13 protein-coding genes and 1 tRNA gene are annotated in these 19,042 nt (G+C 66.0%); 9 read left to right on the top strand and 5 right to left on the bottom strand.

What is annotated here, in order from left to right; translation table 11 throughout:
• Nucleotides 1–8: 8 nt before the first annotated feature.
• Together otsA and H1Q64_RS01220 are read right to left on the bottom strand one after the other, a co-directional pair.
• Nucleotides 9–1,406 (bottom strand): alpha,alpha-trehalose-phosphate synthase (UDP-forming), encoded by a 1,398-nt coding sequence (gene otsA / locus H1Q64_RS01225; RefSeq protein WP_237904055.1) that lies wholly within the window; start codon nt 1,404–1,406, stop codon nt 9–11.
• A 461-nt stretch (nt 1,407–1,867) separates the two neighbouring features.
• Complete coding sequence (locus H1Q64_RS01220) at nt 1,868–2,746, bottom strand: N-formylglutamate amidohydrolase (RefSeq protein ID WP_237904054.1); 879 nt, start codon at nt 2,744–2,746, stop codon at nt 1,868–1,870.
• A gap of 234 nt (nt 2,747–2,980) precedes the next feature.
• Between H1Q64_RS01220 and H1Q64_RS01215 the strand changes: the two genes are divergently transcribed.
• Nucleotides 2,981–3,055: transfer RNA gene (locus tag H1Q64_RS01215), tRNA-Val, on the top strand.
• A 112-nt stretch (nt 3,056–3,167) separates the two neighbouring features.
• Here the strand turns inward: H1Q64_RS01215 and H1Q64_RS01210 are convergent.
• Both H1Q64_RS01210 and H1Q64_RS01205 read right to left on the bottom strand, forming a co-directional pair.
• Nucleotides 3,168–5,075: a methyl-accepting chemotaxis protein gene (locus H1Q64_RS01210; protein WP_237904053.1), complete on the bottom strand. Its 1,908-nt coding sequence runs from the start codon at nt 5,073–5,075 to the stop codon at nt 3,168–3,170.
• Between the two features lie 552 nt (nt 5,076–5,627).
• Complete coding sequence (locus H1Q64_RS01205; RefSeq protein WP_237904894.1) at nt 5,628–7,799, bottom strand: malate synthase G; 2,172 nt, start codon at nt 7,797–7,799, stop codon at nt 5,628–5,630.
• Between the two features lie 240 nt (nt 7,800–8,039).
• On the opposite strand from H1Q64_RS01205, the gene H1Q64_RS01200 reads away from it, so the two are divergent.
• The 8 genes from H1Q64_RS01200 to H1Q64_RS01160 all read left to right on the top strand — a co-directional run bounded on the left by H1Q64_RS01200 (nt 8,040) and on the right by H1Q64_RS01160 (nt 18,565).
• Nucleotides 8,040–10,235 carry an ATP-dependent RecD-like DNA helicase gene (locus H1Q64_RS01200; RefSeq protein ID WP_237904052.1) on the top strand — a complete coding sequence of 732 codons (2,196 nt, stop codon included), beginning with the start codon at nt 8,040–8,042 and terminating at the stop codon, nt 10,233–10,235.
• Nucleotides 10,236–10,584: 349 nt separating this feature from the next.
• Nucleotides 10,585–11,193: a cold-shock protein gene (locus H1Q64_RS33755; protein WP_269145348.1), complete on the top strand. Its 609-nt coding sequence runs from the start codon at nt 10,585–10,587 to the stop codon at nt 11,191–11,193.
• Between the two features lie 304 nt (nt 11,194–11,497).
• The gene (locus H1Q64_RS01185) at nt 11,498–12,220 is read left to right on the top strand and encodes a Crp/Fnr family transcriptional regulator (RefSeq protein ID WP_237904051.1); all 723 of its coding nucleotides are present in this window, start codon (nt 11,498–11,500) and stop codon (nt 12,218–12,220) included.
• Between the two features lie 171 nt (nt 12,221–12,391).
• Nucleotides 12,392–13,486 carry a DUF3369 domain-containing protein gene (locus H1Q64_RS01180; RefSeq protein ID WP_237904050.1) on the top strand — a complete coding sequence of 365 codons (1,095 nt, stop codon included), beginning with the start codon at nt 12,392–12,394 and terminating at the stop codon, nt 13,484–13,486.
• Nucleotides 13,487–13,709: 223 nt separating this feature from the next.
• Entirely contained in the window at nt 13,710–15,002 is a 1,293-nt protein-coding gene (locus H1Q64_RS01175) for a TniQ family protein (protein WP_237904049.1), read from the top strand.
• A 61-nt stretch (nt 15,003–15,063) separates the two neighbouring features.
• Nucleotides 15,064–15,705, top strand: coding sequence for a TnsA endonuclease N-terminal domain-containing protein (locus H1Q64_RS01170; RefSeq protein ID WP_237904048.1), 642 nt, complete (start codon nt 15,064–15,066; stop codon nt 15,703–15,705).
• 11 nt (nt 15,706–15,716) lie between these two features.
• A complete protein-coding gene (locus tag H1Q64_RS01165) occupies nt 15,717–17,657 on the top strand; it encodes a Mu transposase C-terminal domain-containing protein (protein WP_237904047.1) in 1,941 nt (646 codons plus the stop codon).
• The gene (locus H1Q64_RS01160; protein ID WP_237904046.1) at nt 17,651–18,565 is read left to right on the top strand and encodes a TniB family NTP-binding protein; all 915 of its coding nucleotides are present in this window, start codon (nt 17,651–17,653) and stop codon (nt 18,563–18,565) included. Before H1Q64_RS01165 ends, H1Q64_RS01160 begins: the two co-directional genes overlap by 7 nt.
• Nucleotides 18,566–18,646: 81 nt before the next feature.
• On the opposite strand, the gene H1Q64_RS34070 is transcribed toward H1Q64_RS01160, so the two are convergent.
• Entirely contained in the window at nt 18,647–18,916 is a 270-nt protein-coding gene (locus H1Q64_RS34070) for an HNH endonuclease (protein WP_269145393.1), read from the bottom strand.
• Nucleotides 18,917–19,042 lie beyond the last annotated feature (126 nt).

Raw genomic sequence — 19,042 nt, 5'->3', positions numbered from 1 at the left:
GATCAGTTTCACCCGTACGGCGCGCGCGTCAAGGCATCGACGTAGCTTTCCCGCCACCAGCCGATGTCGTGGCTGCGCAGGGTGCGCATCATCGCCGCGTGGCGTTCCTTGCGCTCGGGCAGGGACATGGTCAGGGCGCGCTGAAGGGCGTCGGCCACCGCCTCGATGTCGAAAGGGTTGACGATCAGCGCCGAATCGAGTTCCCGCGCCGCGCCGGCGAAAGTGGACAGCACCAGGACGCCGGGGTCGTCGGCGTCCTGGCAGGCGACATACTCCTTGGCGACGAGATTCATGCCGTCGCGCAGCGGAGTCACCAGCCCGACATGGGCGGTGCGGTAGAAGCCGGCCAGCACGCGCCGCCCGAAGCTCTTGTTCAGGTAACGGATCGGCACCCAGTCGAACTCGGCAAAGCGTCCGTTGATGCGGCCCGACAGCTCCGACAGCTCGCGCTTGATGGCGATGTACTCGGGCACATCCTCCCGGCTCGGCGGCGCCACCTGGAGGAAGGAGACGCGGTTGCAATGCTCCGGATAGGCCGCCAGGAGCTGTTCGAAGGCCTGGAAGCGTTGCGGCAAGCCCTTCGAATAGTCCAACCGGTCCACCCCGATGATCAGCCGCCGCCCGACGAGGCTCTCCTTCAGCCGCTGGGTGTGTCGGGAGCGGGCGGCGGTCTCGGCGATGCCCACCAGATTTTCGGTGTCGATGCTGATGGGGAAGGCGCGGGCCAGCAGCGTGCGGCCGAAGGCGTGGATCAGCATGCCGCCCTCGGGGCCGCGGTCCTCCACCTCGCCGTCCAGCTCCTGCCGGATGTAGTCGGCGAAGCTGCGCAGGTCGACCTGGGTGTGGAAGCCGACGAGGTCGTAGGCGCACAGCTCCCGGATCAGCTCCCGGTGGTTGGGTAAGGCCACCAGGATCTCCGGGGCCGGGAAGGGCGTGTGCAGGAAGAAGCCCATGCGCTGGGTGCAGCCGCGCTGGCGCAATTCCTCGCCGAAAGGGATCAGGTGGTAGTCATGGACCCACACCATGTCGTCGGGGCGCAGCAGCGGGACGAGCTTCTCCGCGAAATAGCCGTTGACCCGCTTGTAGCCTTCGCGCGTGCGGCGGCTGACCTCGATCAGGCCGACGCGGTAGTGGAACAGCGGCCACAGGGTCTGGTTGGCGAAGCCGTTGTAGTATTCCTCGAAGTCGCGGCGGCTGAGGTCCAGCGTCGCGTAGGTCAGGCGCCCGACGTCGGTGCGCCGGGGTTCGCTCTGCGATTCCTCCTCGACCACCGTGCCGCTCCAGCCGAACCAGATGCCTCCGGTCTTCTTCAGCGCGGCCAGCACGGCCACGGCGAGGCCCCCGGCGGCCTGCTTGCCTTCGTCGATGGGGGCAACGCGGTTGGATACGACGACCAGTCTGCTCACGTGGGTGGTTCTCCGGTGCCGGACGGCTGCTTGAAAAGGCGGCCGAATCGCGTGTGGCGGGGCAGACCCCGGGACGCGCAGGGACAAAACGACCGTGTGGGGGGTTGGTTCCCTATCGGTCGAATGGGTTATGCCGAAGGACCGGGGTGGGTTGGCGGGCGCGCCGCCAGCCCCAAATTGTGCGGGAGCAGGGCCGGGATTCTGTGTGCAATGCAGCATAAGCGGCTGTTTGCACCGCGCCTCAACTGTGTCTTAACCTTGGTTAAGTCATTGAATGACATGAAAAAAGATTTTCCCTCTTGATCCCCGGGCGGGGCTTCATCATATTGTGCAGTGCGGCATCGATCGTGTCTGCGACGCGGGCGGTGCCGTAACGCACTTCTTGGGCGTTTCCTCCCTAGACTCGGGCCGGGGCCTTTGCCCCGGCCTTTTTTTGTGCGCGGCCCGGCGCGATGGGCTGGTCAGCGCGGGGCAAGGGGGGTGGGTGGCAGGTGGGCGATGTTGTCCACCATCTCATGCATGTGCCGGGTCAGGACGGTCAGGAAGGGCAGACGCGACAGCGTGGCCTCGTCCATGTAGAGGTCGCGGCTGATTTCGATCTGGAGCACATGGATACCCTGGCGCGGGCGTCCGTAATGGCGGGTGGTGTAGCCGCCGGCGTAGGGCGCGTTGCGGCTGACCGTGTAACCCAGACCGCGCAGGAACCGCTCCGCCGTCTCGGTGACCGCAGGGGCGCAGGAATTGCCGAAACAGTCCCCCAGCACGATGTCGCTGCGCCGGTTGTCGCGGTCGCCCAGCCCGGGGGAAGGCATGGAATGGCAGTCGATCAGCACCGCGTGGCCGAAGCGGGCGCGGGTGTCCTCGATCAGACGGCGCAGTGCGGTGTGGTAGGGGGTGTAGCATTGTTCCACCCGCCGCACCGCTTCGGAAAAGCGCAGCTTGCCGCGGTAGATGTCCTCGCCGTTGGCGACCACCCGCGCAATGGTGCCCAGCCCCGCGGCCACGCGCGGCGAGCGCGTGTTCACATAGGGCGGCAGGGGGTCGGCGAACATCTCCGGGTCCAACTCGTAGGCTTCGCGGTTGACGTCCAGGAAGGCGCGGGGGAACAGCGCGCGGATCAGCGGTATGCCCAACGCCGGAGCGCCCGCGAAGATCTCGTCGACGAAGCAGTCCTCCGACTTGCGCAGCGCGCGCGGGTCGAGCCGCGCCGCTGCCAGGAACTCGGCCGGATAGCGGTTGCCGCTGTGCGGCGAGGCCAGCACCAGCGGCTTGGTCTGTTCGTCCGGGGCCAGAAGTTCGAAGGCCGGCTCCGGTGTGGCGGCGTCGACGGAAGCATCCATGGCACTGTGATGTAGTGGACCCGGACGGCTCTGTCACGCACCGTCCCGCTCACGCCCCAACAGATGTGAGGCGCCTGCCGTCCCGTCGGCGGAAAAAATGGCCGCGTTCGTCATCGGGCCGCAAAAAAGTGAAATCGAGGCTTGCCAGACCTCCGGGATGATGGTACACCCCACGCCCACGCCGGACGGGACGCAAGACGGATGCCGAACCCCGAACCGACCGGCGACACGGATGGGCGCGTAGCTCAGCGGGAGAGCACTACGTTGACATCGTAGGGGTCACAGGTTCAATCCCTGTCGCGCCCACCATCCTCGAAGGCCGGAACCCAGACGGGTTTCCGGCCTTCGCCATATCTGGGCTTTGCCATCCGGCCGGTGTCGGCCCTCGCCCCGATTGGCAAGGGCCTTGCGGCGTCGTGCGTCAGGCCGCGCTGCGGTTCGCCGCCGTGCCGCGCACCAGGGCTTCCAGATCGCGGTCCAACGCCGGCTGGTCGGCCTCCGGCACGCAGAACTTCACGTGCAGTTGCCCCGGCTCGCAGGCGTTTACTGTGAAGGGCACGGGGCGGGACAGGCCGGGCGCACGCAGGGTGCCGGGGGTGCCCACGGTCATCATCGGCGCATCCATGATCATCGCGCCGCCGGACGAGAGATTGGCGATCCGCGCCTTGCTGCCCGTGCCGGCACCGGCACCGTCAATGGTGCAGGGCAGGTCGATCGGGAAGCGCGTGTTGCGACGGCGGTCGACGTCGCTGGTCGCGGTGCGGACCACGCGCACCAGGATGCTCTGCAGGTCGTCGATGCTCCGCGCCACGTCCCCGGCGACGGCGCGCATGCCGCCGGCCCGCTCGCCGGTCTGGTTGGCCTCCTCGGACACCAGCGCGATGCGGCTGGACACCTCTTGCGCGGCGTGGCTGGTCTCGTTGACCGTGCGGGCAATCTCCTGGGTGGCGGCGTCCTGCTCCTCGACCGCGGCGGCGATAGAGGAGGAGATGTCGGAGACCTGGTCGATGGTCGCGGCAACCTCGCCCACCCGGTCCACGGCCTGCTTGGTGACCGACTGGACATCGGTGATCAGCGTGGCGATCTCCTCGGTGGAGCGGGCGGTCTGGTTGGCCAGGTTCTTGACCTCCTGCGCCACGACCGCGAAGCCCTTTCCGGCATCCCCGGCGCGGGCCGCCTCGATGGTGGCGTTCAGCGCCAGCAGATTCGTCCGGCTGGCGATGTCGCCGATCAGGCGGGCAACCGCGCCGATGCGCTCTACCGCCTCCCACAGATGGCCGATGATCGCGCTGGCGGAACCGGCCTTCTCCACGGCTTGTCCGGTCACCGATGCCGATGCGGTCACCTGTCGGCCGATCTCCCGGATGGAGGCGGACAGTTCGTTGGCTGCGGCGGCGACGGTCTGGGCATTGGCCAGGGCTTGGCTCGCCGCGGCGGCGACGGTCTGGGAATTGTCGCTGACCATTCCGGCGGAGGTGGCCATCGCCTCAGCGTTGTCGGCCATCTGTCCGGCGTGCCGGGCGACCTGCTCCACGGCGGCGCGGGTTTCGCGCTCCACCGTGTCGGCCATGGCGGCCAGGGACTGACGCCGTTCCTCCTCGCCTGCGGTGCGGGCGCGCTCCTGTTCGGCGCGCAGGCGTTCGTTCTCCAGGCCGGCTTCGCGGAAGACGCGCACGGCATCGGCCATCTGGCCGATCTCGTCGCCGCGCCCCTCGAATCCGACCTCCGTCCGCAAGTCGCCGGCGGCCATGCCGGTCATGGTCAGCCGCATCCGGTCAATCGGCCCGACCACGGCCTGGCGCAGGAAGACGACGGAGGCGGCGATCAGAAGGAGCGTGACCGTGGCCGTCGTGATCAGCAGGGTCTTCAGCGTGGCGGTGGAGGATTCGATGTTGGTGACCGCCGCGTCGAGGCCGTTCAGCCGATCCCCGCGCACCTCCTCCATGGTGGAGAGGAGCCGCTCCATCTCCTTGTCCATGCCTTCGGCCACCGCGTCGAATTGCCCCATCATGGCGTTCCCCGCCGACGGGCCGCCGTCGACGTAGGCGCGGGACATGCGCTGGCCCAGCTCATAGAAGGGCGGGAAGGCGGCCTGGGTGGCGGCGATGCTCCGCACCATCTCCGTCAGCCCCAGCGCGCGCGCGATGGCATGGGCGGTCTCGGCGTGCTGGGCGAAGGCCTTCGCGTGCTCGTCCGCCTTCGCCGGCCCGTCGTCCAGCCCATCCAGCCCGCGCGTCGCAGACACGTCGGTCAACCACTGCTGCACCTGAGCCACGTCGTAACGGATGTTGGCGATCAGCTCGCTCAGCGGCACCACTTTGCGGCTCACCTCGTTCGCGGTCTGGCGGACGTGGAGCAGGTGACGCTCCTGACGCGATGTTTCGGTCCCGACAGAGAATGTTGCGACCGCCATGACGATAAAAACAAACACCGAGACCAGCGTTGTCTTTCGTTTGATGGTCATGGCGTGCAAGAAATTCATGACAATGCTCCATTCCATATATTGCTGCTGCGGACTTGCTGCCGTCAGATGTTCCGGCCGGACAATTCATCCAATCGAGCCTGGAATCAAGTTTCCCGTTGTTCCTATTACGGATTAATGGCGGGAGTTTGCCTTATGAAAAAGGGTTTGTTTCCTGTATGCAAAGGGTCCGTACGATGATCAGACGTTCGTTTGCGGGAATTTGTTCGGAAGAACGTTGTGAGCGGACGGCGGTTTTGTTTGCAATCAAATATCTTTGTTTTGTTTCCTTCGGCGCGTGATTGTGTGTCCTGGTTCTGGTCATTTTGTTGCGGGGTCGCAAAGAAAAAGGCCCTCCCCCGCGAACGGGGAAGGGCCTCCGGAAAAGCGCCTGCGGTGCGTGCCGGGTGGCGCGTCGGCTTAGCCGGCGGCTTTCGCCTTGGCCTCAATGCGGCGGCGGTGCAGCACCGGCTCGGTGTAGCCGTTCGGCTGCTCACGGCCCTTGAAGACGAGGTCGCAGGCGGCCTGGAAGGCGACGCTGCCGTCGAAGTCGGCGGCCATCGGGCGGTAGAGCGGATCGCCGGCGTTCTGCTTGTCCACCACGGCGGCCATGCGCTTCATCGTCTCCATGACCTGCGCCTCGGTGGTGATGCCGTGGAGCAGCCAGTTGGCGATGTGCTGGCTGGAGATGCGCAGCGTGGCGCGGTCCTCCATCAGCCCGACATTGTTGATGTCCGGCACCTTGGAGCAGCCCACGCCCTGGTCGATCCAGCGCACGACGTAGCCGAGGATGCCCTGGGCGTTGTTGTCCAGCTCCTGCTGGATCTCCTCCTCCGACCAGTTGGGGCGGTCGGCCAGCGGGATGGTCAGGATGGCGTCCAGGCTGGCGCGCTCGCGGCGGGCGAGTTCCTCCTGGCGGGCGGCGACGTTGACCTGATGGTAGTGCAGGGCGTGCAGCGTGGCCGCGGTCGGCGAGGGCACCCAGGCGGTGTTGGCGCCGGCCTGCGGGTGGGCGACCTTGGCGGCCAGCATGTCGGCCATGCGGTCGGGCATCGCCCACATGCCCTTGCCGATCTGGGCGTGGCCCTTCAGCCCGCAGAGCAGGCCAGTGTCCACGTTCCAGTCCTCATAGGCCTTGATCCAGGCGGACGACTTCATGTCGTTCTTGCGGATCATCGGGCCGGCTTCCATGGCAGTGTGCATCTCGTCGCCGGTGCGGTCGAGGAAGCCGGTGTTGATGAACACCACGCGCGCCGCGGCGGCGCGGATGCACTCCTTGAGGTTCACCGTGGTGCGGCGCTCCTCGTCCATGATGCCCATCTTCAGCGTGTTGCGTGCGATGCCCAGCGCGTCCTCGACGCGGGCGAACAGCTCGTCCGCGAAGGCGACCTCCTCCGGTCCGTGCATCTTCGGCTTCACGATGTAGACGGAGCCGGCGCGGCTGTTGAGGCGGGCGCCCTTGACGTCGTGCAGCGCGATCAGCGAGGTGATCATGCCGTCGAGGATGCCTTCCGGCGCCTCGCTGTCGTCGTTGAGCAGGACCGCGCTGTTGGTCATCAGGTGACCGACGTTGCGGATCAGCATCAGGCTGCGGCCCGGCAGGGTGATCGTCTCGCCGTTGCGGCTGGTGTAGCTGCGGTCGGGGTTCAGCCGGCGCTCCACCGTGCCGCTGCCCTTGGGGAAGCTGGCGGTCAGGGTCCCGGTCATCAGGCCCAGCCAGTTGCGGTAGGCCAGCACCTTGTCCTCGGCATCCACGGCGGCGACGGAATCCTCGCAGTCCTGGATGGTGGTCAGGGCGGATTCGAGCACGAGGTCGGCGACCCCGGCCGCGTCGGTCTTGCCGATCGGGTGGCTGCGGTCGATGCGGATTTCCATGTGCAGGCCGTTGTCGGCCAGCAGGATGGCGGTCGGGGCGGACGGCGCGCCGTCGTAGCCGACCAGACGTTCCGGCTCGGCCAGACCCGTGTTGCGGCCGTCCTTCAGCGCGACGACGAGGCGGCCGTTGTCCACCGTGTAGCCGGCGGCGTCGGCGTGCGACCCGTCGGACAGCGGCGCGGCGCGGTCCAGCACGTCGCGGGCGAAGGCGATGACCTTCTCGCCGCGCTTCGGGTTGTAGCCGGCGGTGCGCTCCGCCCCGTCCGTGTCGGGGATGGCGTCGGTGCCGTAGAGCGCGTCGTACAGGCTGCCCCAGCGGGCGTTGGCGGCGTTCAGCGCGTAGCGGGCGTTCATCACCGGCACGACGAGCTGCGGGCCGGCGGTGGTGGAGATCTCCGGATCGACGTTCTCGGTCGTCACGGCGAAGTCCGGGCCTTCCGGCAGGAGATAGCCGATTTCCTTGAGGAACGCGGTGTAGGCCGCGCGGTCCAGCGGCTGGCCGCGGCGGCTGCGGTACCACTCGTCGATCTGGGCCTGTAGCGCGTCCCGCTTGGCCAGCAGCGCGCGGTTGCGCGGGGCCAGATCGTGGAGGATCGTGTCAAGGCCCGACCAGAATTGCTCCGGCGTCACGCCGGTGCCTGGCAGGGCTTCGTTCTCGATGAAGCGGTGAAGCTCCGTGGCAACTTGCAAGCCGCCAACCTGAATGCGTTCCGTCACCATTGCTGCTCTTTCCTTCCGAAGTCGTAGACACCGCGGTTTTTCGGTTTGTCGTTCTTTGGCTGACGTTTTTTCACCGCAAGCCCACGCGCGGCGCCATTCATCCGGTGCGGTCCGCGGTGCGGGCTTCGGGCGACAAAGTACACATTCGCGGGGCCGCGGTCTTCCTCCGAATTGCCGCGCTGCGGCGGTTGCGCGGGGAACTCCCCCAAAGGCCCGCCAGCACCTATGTTGGGTGGCATGAGCATATCCGGCGATGCCTCCACCGCGGCGGGAGCCCCGCGGGAACCGCTGTCGGGGCTGGTGGAGCGGGTGACCTTCCACAGCCCGGAGACGGGATTCTGCGTGCTGCGGCTGAAGGTGCGCGGGCAGCGCGACCTCGTCACGCTGGTCGGCCACGCCGCCACCATCGGCGCCGGGGAATTCGTGCAGGCCAGCGGGGCCTGGGTGAACGACCGCAACCACGGGCTCCAGTTCAAGGCCGACTTCCTGCGCGCCACTCCGCCGACCACGGTGGAAGGGATCGAGAAGTATCTCGGCTCCGGTCTGATCCGCGGCATCGGGCCGGTCTACGCGAAGAAGATGGTCAAGGCCTTCGGCGAGGCGGTGTTCGACGTGATCGAGCAGGAGCCGGACCGGCTGCGGCAGGTCACCGGCATCGGGCCGAAGCGGGCGCAGCGCATCATCGCCGGCTGGGCCGACCAGAAGGTGATCCGCGAGATCATGATCTTCCTGCACAGCCACGGGGTCGGCACCTCGCGCGCCGTGCGCATCTTCAAGACCTACGGGCCGGACGCCATCCGGCTGATCACCGAGAACCCGTACCGGCTGGCCCGCGACATCCGCGGCATCGGCTTCAAGACGGCGGACGCGGTGGCCGCCAAACTGGGAATCGAGAAGACCGCGATGATCCGGGCGCGGGCCGGCATCGGCTACGCGCTGGCCGAGGCGACCGACCAGGGTCATTGCGGCGTGCCGGTGGCCGAGCTGATTCCATTGGCCGTGAAGCTGCTGGAGATCGACGCCTCCATCCTGGAGACCGCGGTGGAACTGGAGCGGCAGGACGGCGCGGTGGTCGCCGACAGCCTGGGCGGGGAGCCCTGCCTGTTCCTGGCCAGCCTCTACCGGGCGGAGCAGACCATCGCCGAGCGGCTGCGCCGGCTGGCCGGCGGCCCCGTGCCCTGGCCGGAGATCGACGCGGAGAAGGCGATTCCCTGGGTGGAGGCGAAGGCCGGGATCACTCTGGCCGAGGGGCAGCGCGAGGCGCTGCGCCAGGCGACGACGTCGAAGCTGCTGGTCATCACCGGCGGGCCGGGGGTCGGCAAGACGACGCTGGTGAACAGCATCCTGACCGTGCTGAAGGCCAAGGGCGTCTCGATCGCGCTGGCCGCCCCGACGGGGCGCGCCGCCAAGCGGCTGAGCGAGAGCACCGGCCTGGAGGCGCGGACCATCCACCGCCTGCTGGAGACCGATCCGCAGGCCGGCGGCTTCAAGCGCGACGAGACCAACCCGCTGGACTGCGACCTGCTGGTGGTGGACGAGACCAGCATGGTCGACGTGCCGCTGATGAACGCCCTGCTGCGCGCCGTGCCGGGGCGGGCCGCCCTCCTGCTCGTCGGCGACGTGGACCAACTGCCCTCGGTCGGGCCGGGGCAGGTGCTGGGCGACGTGATCGGCTCCGGTGCGGTGCCGGTGGTCCGGCTGACCGAGATCTTCCGGCAGGCGGCGACCAGCCGCATCATCGTCAACGCCCACCGCATCAACGCCGGGCAGATGCCGGAGATGCCGAAGGCCGGGGAGGACAGCGACTTCTACTTCGTCGAGGCGGCGACTCCGGAGGCCGGGGTGGCGAAGCTGATCGAGATGGTGCGCGACCGCATTCCCCGCCGATTCGGCGCCGACCCGGTGCGCGACGTGCAGATCCTCTGCCCGATGAACCGCGGCGGCCTCGGCGCGCGGTCGCTGAACATCGAATTGCAGAGGGTGCTGAACCCACCGGGCGAGTCCCGAGTCGAGCGATTCGGCTGGACCTTCGGGCCCGGCGACAAGGTCATGCAGGTCGAGAACAACTATGACAAGGAGGTCTACAACGGCGACCTCGGCATCGTATCCGCCGTTGACGCCGAAGAAGGCGTGCTGACCGCCACCTTCGACGGCCGTCCGGTGACCTATGATTTCGGAGAATTGGACGAGATCGTCCTCGCCTACGCGACGACGATTCACAAGAGCCAGGGCTCCGAATACCCGGTGGTCGTCATTCCGGTGGTGACCCAGCATTATACGATGCTCCACCGCAACCTGATTTATACCGGCGTGACACGGGGCAAGCGGCTCGTGGTCATGCTCGGCCAGCGCCGCGCACTCGCTATGGCGGTGCGTGGGACGCAGGGGCGGCGGCGCTGGACGAAACTGGGGGAATGGCTGGCGCCTCTATGACCCTTGGCGAAGACAACCATGTCGGGATTTTGTCACAGACGTATGCGCGCGGCGTTTGCGGTGCCTGCCCCGGTATGCGGCGCGTCCTCTTACGAAAAGTGTGGAGGATGTCCTAAGTTGTTCAATTGGCGAAAGAAACTCTACTCTCCCCAGGGCCGGAGCGGGGGAGGACGCCCGGAGGTCACCGTGGGCAGCGCCGGGCGTCTTCGGGACCGGCACCCCTTCCGAACGGGCGGATTTCCCCTGGCCGAATGTCGCAGGAAAGGGCGTCTGGCCTTTGGCGTGCTTGACGGACGGCTCGTACCCTGTGACAAAGATAATTCGGCATCCTTTATGAGCTTGAAGACACATGTTCGACCGCCCGCCCCGCCAGGGCTACCGCGCTCCCGAGATCACCAAGGCCAACGTTACCGCCACTGTGAAGTGGTTCAACCCCACCAAGGGGTTCGGCTTCGTGTCCCCCGAGGACGGTTCGCCCGACGCCTTCCTGCACGTCTCCGCGGTTCAGGCCGCCGGCTATGACGCGCTCGACGAAGGCGCTACCATCGTTTGCGACCTTGCCCGCGGCCCGAAGGGCCCGCAGGTTGCTTCCATTCAATCCGTGGACACGTCCACCGCGTCCCGCGCTCCGGCCCGTCCGGCCCGCACGGGAGCCGGCGGCGGCTTTGGCGGCGGCGGCTATGACCGTGGCGGCTACGGCGGCGGCGGCGGTTACGACCGCGGCGGCTGGGGCAACGACGCCGGCGGCGGCGAAGAGGTCGACGGCACCGTCAAGTGGTTCAACGCCGACAAGGGCTTCGGCTTCATCACGCCGAGCACCGGTGGCAAGGACGTCTTCGTCCATGTGAACGTTCTGCGTCGCTCCGGCATGCAGTCGCTCCAGGAAGGCGATCAGGTGCGCGTGACCGTCCGCCAGGGCCAGAAGGGTCCTGAGGCCGGCAAGGTCGAGTACCGCTAAACCGTCTTCAGCCTCTCTGAAGATCGGCCGGGGCGCCTCCGCAAGGGGGCGCCCCGGTTCGTTTCCGGGATTCCGATGCCAAGGTCAAAGGCATCCGCACCGTTGCGATGAATCCCCATCTTGCCCAAACCTTGTGCATGCTGCGACAGTGCCTGGGTGGTTCGGACCTGGCGGGTCCTGGACCGTGGCGGTGTCCGGGGGCTTGCTGGCGGCGCGGAACGATCATCGCCGGTGTGGCGGAAGGTCCTGCCGACCGGGTGCCCGTACCGGGACTGTGGGAGAGGGTGAAGAGGTGAGGGAAGGCATGAGGAACGATCCGCCGGGCTTCCGGCCCCAGGACGCCGCAACGCTGCGGTCCAACGCGCTGTTCGGGCGCCTGCCCGACCGCTCTCTGGAACTTCTCGTCAGCACCGCGCAGGTGCGCACGGTGCCGCGGGGCACCACCCTGTTCGTTCAGGACGAGGGCGCCGACCGCTTCTTCGCGCTGCTCGACGGCTGGGTGAAGCTCTACCGCCTGACCCGCGACGGGGCGGAGGCGGTGGTGACCATCGTCGCCCCCGGCGAGACCTTCGCCGAAGCCGCCATGTTCGCCAGCGGCAAGTTTCCGGTCTGCGCGGAGGCGGTGGCTGACTCGCGCGTCATGACCCTGACGGCGGAGGGCTTCGCCCGCTGCCTGCGCGAGGACGACCAGATCGCCTTCGCCATGCTGGGGTCGCTGTCGGTGCGGCTGCGCCATCTCGTCCAGCAGATCGAGCAGTTGCAGGTCCAGCCGACCGCCCAGCGGGTCGGCAGCTTCCTGCTGCGCTTCTGTCCGGAGGGCGGCGGCGCCACCAGCTTCGCGCTGCCCTTCGACAAGGCGCTGATCGCTCGGCGCCTCGGCATGCAGCCGGAAACCTTCTCCCGCGCGCTGGCGAAGCTGCGCGGCGTTGGGGTGGAGACACAGGGCGGGACGGTGTCCGTCGCCGACCTGGACGCGTTGCGCCGCTTCTGCAACGCCGATGCCGCGGGTGGCGACCACGGCGGCTGACGGGACGGGCGGCTGAAGGGACGGGCGGGGCAGGGCGCAGTCTGGGGTTGTCATTGCCCGCGGTGCCTTGCCGATGAAGGGTTGCGGCGGGTCGCAGGAGCATGTTCACGCGCGGCGGCCCTGTGATATCCTCCCGCGACCGGAAGCTGCCGGCGGTGCGGAGGGAGTTCGATGAGCGACGAGTTTCTTTTCGCCGACGACGAGCCGGGTATCGAGGCCGACACGGCGAGGGAAACGGCGCCGGAGCCCGTCGATCCATGGATCATCCTGATCGTCGACGACGATCCCGCGATCCACGCGACCACCAAGATGGTCCTGCGCGGCTTCACCTTCGAAGGCCGCCCGGCGCAGTTCCTGTCCGCCGGCACCGCGGCGGAGGCGCGCAGCCTGCTGGAGCAGAACCCGGCCATCGCCGTGGTGCTTCTGGACGTCGTCATGGAATCGGACGACGCCGGCCTGCGGCTGGTGCGCATGATCCGCAACGAGCTGAACAACCGGCGGGTGCGCATCATCCTGCGCACCGGCCAGCCGGGGCAGGCGCCGGAACGCGACGTCATCCTGAACTACGACATCAACGACTACAAATCGAAGACGGAACTGACGGCGCAGAAGCTGTTCACCTCGGTCGTCGCCGCGCTGCGCGGCTATCAGGACATCACCGCCATCGAGGAGCACCGCCAGGGGCTGGAGCGCATCCTGGACGCCTCCTCCGCCCTGCTCGACAAGCGGACCATGGCGGAGTTCGTCCGCGGCGCGGTGTCGAAGATCACCGAGATCTGCCCGCCCTGCGAAGGGATCGCCCTGTGCAGCCGCTGGACGGAGGAGGAAACCGGTGGTGCCGCGCGCGACCCGCTGGTCCTGGGGGCCGGCGGCATCCATGCGGCGGCGGAGGGCAAGCCGGTGCGCGCCGCCCTGCCGGCGGAGGCGGCGGAGGCGGTGACCCAGGCGCTGACCGACGGGCGCAACCGCTATGAGCGGGAGCGCAGCCTGCTGGTCTTCCGCTCCACCTCGCGGCACCACGACACGGTGTTCCACATCAGCCACCGGCGCCCCCTGACGGAGGACGAGCGGCGGCTGCTGGAGGTATTCTGCTCCAAGGTCGCGGTCGGCTTCGACAACGTGCATCTGTACGAGGAGCTGTCCGCGCTGAACCGCAATGTCAGTTCCCCCTATAGATGCGAGTTAACAGCTATAGGTGAGAAGTTGACAGCTTTAGATGCGAGCTGCGCTCGCTCGGTAAAGCAAAATACGTCACGACGACAATAGCTTAGCGCCTTGCGGCCGAACATCGTCCCGAATGTCCTTTCGCCGGCCACTTCGGAGACGCTTGCCGGATACTCGCATCTATTGATGTTACCGCGCGCACTCTGCGCCGCCCCGACCGGGGCTCGTTCCATCGCGCATTCCGATTGACCTCCTGCTCCGTGGCAAAGACCCGCGCCGTCGAATACCGATGTTGGGCATCGACGGACGACGGAGGCGGCCGGACATGGTGTGGACGACGAGCGGTTTGTGGCCTTGGCGCCCGGCGCTGTTGCCGGACGAGACCTTCTCCTCCTGGTTTGCCCGGCTCGCCGCCGGCAATGGCCTGTACCCGGCCGAGCTTTACCGGCTGGTCAAGCCCGGCGCCCATCCGCGCCCACGCGACCTCGACCGCTACGTGGAGCCAGACCTCCAGGTCACCTTGGCCGAGCGCACCGGGGTCGATCCGGAGGCGTTGCGGCAGGCCACCTTCATCCGCTGGGCGGGCCTCGTCTTCGAGGAAGATGACGGCCGCAACAAGTTGGCTTGGCTGCCACTGGCCGGCACCGAGGATTCCAAGCGGTCCTTCGGCCAGCAGGTCTGCCCGGCTTGCCTGAGTGAGGACACCGTCCCCTATCTTCGGCTCTCCTGGCGTCTCGGTTTCGTGACGGCCTGCCCCCGGCACCGCAAGCTCCTGATCGACCGCTGTACCGGCTGCGGCGAGCCGGTGCAGATCCTGCGCACCATCCCCGACAAGGGCGTCCGCTGCTGGAAATGCGGTACCGATTTCGCACGAGCGCCTCAGGACGCTTTGCCCGATGCCTCGGAACTGGAGCGCCAGCAACAGCTCCTCGACATCACCGCGACCGGCTGGACGAGCCTTGGCGCATACGGACCTGTCTACTCCTTCGTCTACTTCCGGGTGCTCATGCTGGTGTTCCGGCTGCTCGCCACCGGCCGCCACGCCGACCCGCTGCGAACCTGGATCGCAGCCCGGCGTGGTGACTCTCCGCCAAACGTGCCCCGGATCAAGCAGGTAGAACTACTGAACACGCGGTGCCGGCACGAGCTGCTCAACATGACGGCCGAACTGCTGGCGGACTGGCCGAATCGGTTCGTCGACGCCTGTCGGGGTGTCGGTGTCACCAACCGTCATCTGATCAAGGGAGACCGGCATTATCCCTTCGCCTTCGCCCACGCTGTGGAATGGAACCTGAGCGAGACCGTGCGCGCGGTCACCGAGGACGAGATGCGCGCCGGAATGGCCTATCTGCGGGGGAATGAGCAACAACCGACATTCCGCGCGCTGGTCGACCTTTTTGGCGTCAAGCCGACGGCGCACCGCTCGCTAGCCGAGCCCGCATCGGTCCGCACGCCTTACGGCCAGGGCCGATACTGGAAGCTGGACGGGGTATCGAGCGACATACGGCTCGCGGCACGCGAGGCGGCCAACCGTTCCGGCGAGAGTGTCGCTGCCTGGGTCGAAAAGGCTCTGCGGAGCGCACTTGAATCACCACACGGAAATACAACCGGCGCTTGACCGACGGCCGAAGCCGTGATTCATATCAGAATATTCCATATGGTTAATGGAGCGCGGTCCAATGCCTGTCCGCTCTATACCCCTGAGCCACAGCAGCGTCACCGGGCGTCTGGCGTCCCGACCGAATCAGCCGGCCCTTGCCTTCGAATCGTCGCTGGAGCGTGATTTCGCTATCCTCCATCTCTTCGACCCGACGGTCGAGAGCGTCGAGGAACAGCCGGTGCGCATCGACTACACGGCGCCGAGCGGTCGCAATACTCACTACACCCCCGATTTCCTGGTGCTCTACCGGCCAGGTGGTCCATCGGCCCGCCTCGTTGAAGTGAAGTACCAAGCCGAACTTGACCGCAAGGCTCTGCGCTACGCTGCGCGTTTCGAGGCTGCCCGTCAGTATGCCGCCGCTCGGGGATGGGCCTTCGAGGTGGTGACGGAGACGGCGATCCGGACGCCGCGGCTGGAGAATGCTCGCTTCCTCCTGCAGTACCGGCATCGGCCTGCCGATCCCGGCCGATGCCGGCGACTGCTGGACGCGCTGAACGCGATCACGACGACGGCGGCTGGTGATCTGCTCCGGTCGGCATTCACGACGTTGAGCGAGCAGCAACTGGGCCTGCCATGTCTCTGGCATCTGGTCGCAACGGGCAGGATCACCGCGGACCTCGATTGTCCGCTCACCATGAACACCGTGCTGCAGACGGCGTAAGGGGGGTGCGCATGGCCGCCAAGCTCAGTTACCGCCCGAAGTCGAAGGTGCTCCACCGCGACCGCGTCTGGACCATCGTGCGGGCTGTCACGCCGACCTCGGTGCTGATCGAGGACACCACCGGCGAGACCGATGTCGTCAGTGTGACCGACCTCCAATCGCCGGAACCGAAGGAGGTCGAGGCAGCACGGCGGTCTTCACCAAGGCCCAAGGATGAGCAGAGCCTTGCCGAAGCCAAAAGACGGATGGAGATTATCAAACCCCTGCTCGACGTGCCCGAAGGCCGTACGGAGGCCGTTGAAGCCGCCGCAAAGTCCGCCGGTATCAGCACGGCCACCCTCTTCCGCTGGATCAAGCTCTACCGTGACGGCGGTCAGCTCTCCTACCTCGCACCGCTGCGTCGTGGCCGGGCAATGCCGTCCAGACTCGACGCGAAGGTGGAGACGATCATTCAAAGCGTGATCGACGAGTATTACCTGACCCGTCAGCAGCGCAGTGGGACGAAGGCGATTGAGGAGGTGGAGCGCCGCTGCCGCGCCGCCGGTCTCAAACCGCCGCACGCCAACTCGATCCGAAAGCGGCTCCGTGCAGTCCATCCACGTGATGCCCTAGCCAAGCGTCGCGGACGCAAGGAAGCGCGTGACAAGCACGGAGAGGTGAAAGGCGAGTTCCCAGAGGGACGCTGGCCACTCGACGTTGTCCAGATCGACCACACCCTCCTGGACCTGATCCTGGTGGACGAGGAGTTTCGGCAGCCCATTGGCCGGCCCTGGCTGACCCTGGCGATCGACGTCTTCAGCCGCATGGTTGTCGGCTATCACATCTCGTTGGACGCTCCGAGCGCATTCGGCGTCGGCTTGTGCCTGTGCCACGCCTTCCTGCCCAAGGAAGCGGAACTCGACCGGCTCGGTATCAAGGGCGAATGGCCGGTCTGGGGTATCATGACGAAGATCCACGCCGACAACGGAAAGGACTTCCGAAGCGCCACGCTGAAGCGGTCATGCGAAGAGTACGGTATCGACATCCAGTGGCGGCCGGTGCGCACCCCGCATTTCGGCGGTCATATCGAGCGGCTGATGGGCACTGTGGCGAAGGAAATCCACGCCCTGCCCGGCACCACCTTCGCGAACCCGAAGCAGCGCGGCGAGTACGACTCGGACGCCCGGTCAATTATGACCCTGCCGGAAATCCGGCGGTGGCTGGTACAGTTCATCGTCGGCGTCTACCACAAGCGCGAGCACCGCGGCATCGGCATGCCGCCGATCGAAAGGTGGCGCGAGGGGATCCTCGGCAACGGGAGGCAAAAGGGAACCGGCTTGCCGGAGCCAGTATCCGATCCGCGACGCCTGCGGATCGACTTCCTGCCCTTTGAAGAGCGGACCGTCCAGCGCGACGGCATCGTCTGGGACAAGGTGGCCTACTACGGCGACGTGATCCGTCCGTGGATCAACGTCTCTCTCGGCCGGCAGAAGCGCAAGTTCGTGGTGCGGCGCGACCCCACCGACATCAGTCGCGTCTACGTGCTCGACTCCGACCAGAACGAGTACTTCGAAGTGCCCTACCGCGACCTGACCAAGCCGTCGATCTCGATCTGGGAATATCGGGCGGCCGAAAAGTTCCTGAGCGACCGCGGCATCAAGGGCGCCAATGAGGACGAGATCTTCGAAGCTCGCCAGGAAATGCTGCGGATTGAGGAGGAAGCCCAGAAGGAAACCAAGCGCAAGCGGCGGAACCGTGAACGCAAGAAGCACCATGCCGAAATCGCGCTGCCTCCCGCGCCCTCTCCCGATCCACCCTCAGACGACCGTCGTAACGACGGCCACCTCTCGCTTGTCGTGGACAACACGGCTTCGGCCGTGAAGCCCGACCGGGGCAAACCGCGGGGCAGCGATTCGGATTTCGACTTTGATTTCGATGAGCACGACGTGAAAACAGGGGTGGAAGAATGGTAAGCGTCCCACAGCCTCACCCCAACGGCGCTGTCTCAGTGCCTCCTCCGGATGATCCCAGCTGGGAACTGCATGAGCGTCTACGCTCTATCCGGAAAGTCCGGTGGATCGACTACCCAGTGGCGACAGCGGCGGTCGAGCGATTGACCAAGCTGATCGACGGTCCCCAGACCCACCGGCCGCCGTGCTGCCTGATCTACAGCGACACCAACAACGGCAAGACGACTGTTTGCCTAAAATTTGCCCGCGACATAAACGGAACGGCCGAAAGCGATGCCGGCGAATGTGCAGAGGTCCCTGTGCTGATGGTCCAGGCCCCCGCACATCCCGACATCGGCGGCCTCTACGACGCATTCCTGCGCCGTCTGAATGCCCCATACCTTGCCACTGCGCGCGCCGACCGGAAATACGACCAAGTACTGCGCCTGCTGCCACAGGTCGGCGTGCGCATGATCGTGATTGACGAGATTCACCACATCCTTGCCGGCAAGGTCGATCAGCGCAGCATTTTCCTGAACTCGGTGAAGGCCCTGAGCAACGAGTTGCGCATTCCCATCGTAGCCGTCGGCACTCAGGACGCCCTGCGCACCTTCCAGACGGACCAGCAGCTCGGCAACCGATTCGAGCCCTTCCATATCCCAAGATGGACCATTGGCAAGGACTACGCTCTTTTCCTGGCCCGCCTGTGCGAGGCCATGGGATTGCAGCAGGAAAGTAACTTCCACTCTCGACAGCTTGTGAGCCGCTTTCATACCATGAGCGAAGGTCTAACGGGCGAAACTTGGAAGCTAATGACCGCAGCAGCAGAGACTGCGATCACAAGTGGAAAAGAAGCTATTGACACGGAACTGATGGAACACTTGCCATGGATCGCTCCAAGCGAAAGAAGGAAGACGTGGAAACCACTATAGCTGCACACGTGCGTTCCGAAATCACTACGAGTTTATTTCTACATAAGCATCGATATGATCATATTATACCAGAAATATTTCTCAAAAAGCGTCATCCTTACCCAGTTCATCAAAAATAATATTCGCCCCCTTTTTAAAATTACATCTATAACATAATGGCCTAACATTATTAATATTGTTGCTCCCACCTAACATTAGCGGGATTATGTGATCTTTTGTCCATTTATGCCTGTATCTAGCGTTTGGACGTGGTGGTATTTCAGTCCAAAGTATGTTGCAGCCGGGGCACGCAGGATATAAGGCAATCTTTTTGCTCCACTCTGCTGCGGTATGCGAGCCACCATTTTTCATGGCGCGCAATCGATACTGTAAAGCACGAAACTGACGGCAGCTCCTACAATAACGTTTTGAGCGGGCACCACTGCTTGGCGTCCAATATCCAAAGTTACTTCCGCCACATTTACGGCATTTCGAGCC

Source organism: Azospirillum brasilense, assembly GCF_022023855.1.
Classification (GTDB): domain Bacteria; phylum Pseudomonadota; class Alphaproteobacteria; order Azospirillales; family Azospirillaceae; genus Azospirillum; species Azospirillum brasilense_F.
The sequence above is the reverse complement of the archived record's forward strand: the minus strand, read 5'-3'. Positions and strand labels throughout refer to the sequence as shown.

What these genes read in the sequence shown, in the direction of transcription:
- H1Q64_RS33755 (WP_269145348.1), top strand. Translation starts at nt 10,585, where the DNA reads ATGTTCGACCGCCCGCCCCGCCAGGGCTACCGCGCTCCCGAGATCACC.
- H1Q64_RS01165 (WP_237904047.1), top strand. Translation starts at nt 15,717, where the DNA reads ATGGCCGCCAAGCTCAGTTACCGCCCGAAGTCGAAGGTGCTCCACCGC.
- H1Q64_RS01170 (WP_237904048.1), top strand. Translation starts at nt 15,064, where the DNA reads ATGCCTGTCCGCTCTATACCCCTGAGCCACAGCAGCGTCACCGGGCGT.
- H1Q64_RS01220 (WP_237904054.1), bottom strand. Translation starts at nt 2,746, where the DNA reads ATGGATGCTTCCGTCGACGCCGCCACACCGGAGCCGGCCTTCGAACTT.
- H1Q64_RS34070 (WP_269145393.1), bottom strand. Translation starts at nt 18,916, where the DNA reads ATGAAAAATGGTGGCTCGCATACCGCAGCAGAGTGGAGCAAAAAGATT.
- H1Q64_RS01180 (WP_237904050.1), top strand. Translation starts at nt 12,392, where the DNA reads ATGAGCGACGAGTTTCTTTTCGCCGACGACGAGCCGGGTATCGAGGCC.
- H1Q64_RS01175 (WP_237904049.1), top strand. Translation starts at nt 13,710, where the DNA reads ATGGTGTGGACGACGAGCGGTTTGTGGCCTTGGCGCCCGGCGCTGTTG.
- H1Q64_RS01185 (WP_237904051.1), top strand. Translation starts at nt 11,498, where the DNA reads ATGAGGAACGATCCGCCGGGCTTCCGGCCCCAGGACGCCGCAACGCTG.
- H1Q64_RS01200 (WP_237904052.1), top strand. Translation starts at nt 8,040, where the DNA reads ATGAGCATATCCGGCGATGCCTCCACCGCGGCGGGAGCCCCGCGGGAA.
- H1Q64_RS01160 (WP_237904046.1), top strand. Translation starts at nt 17,651, where the DNA reads ATGGTAAGCGTCCCACAGCCTCACCCCAACGGCGCTGTCTCAGTGCCT.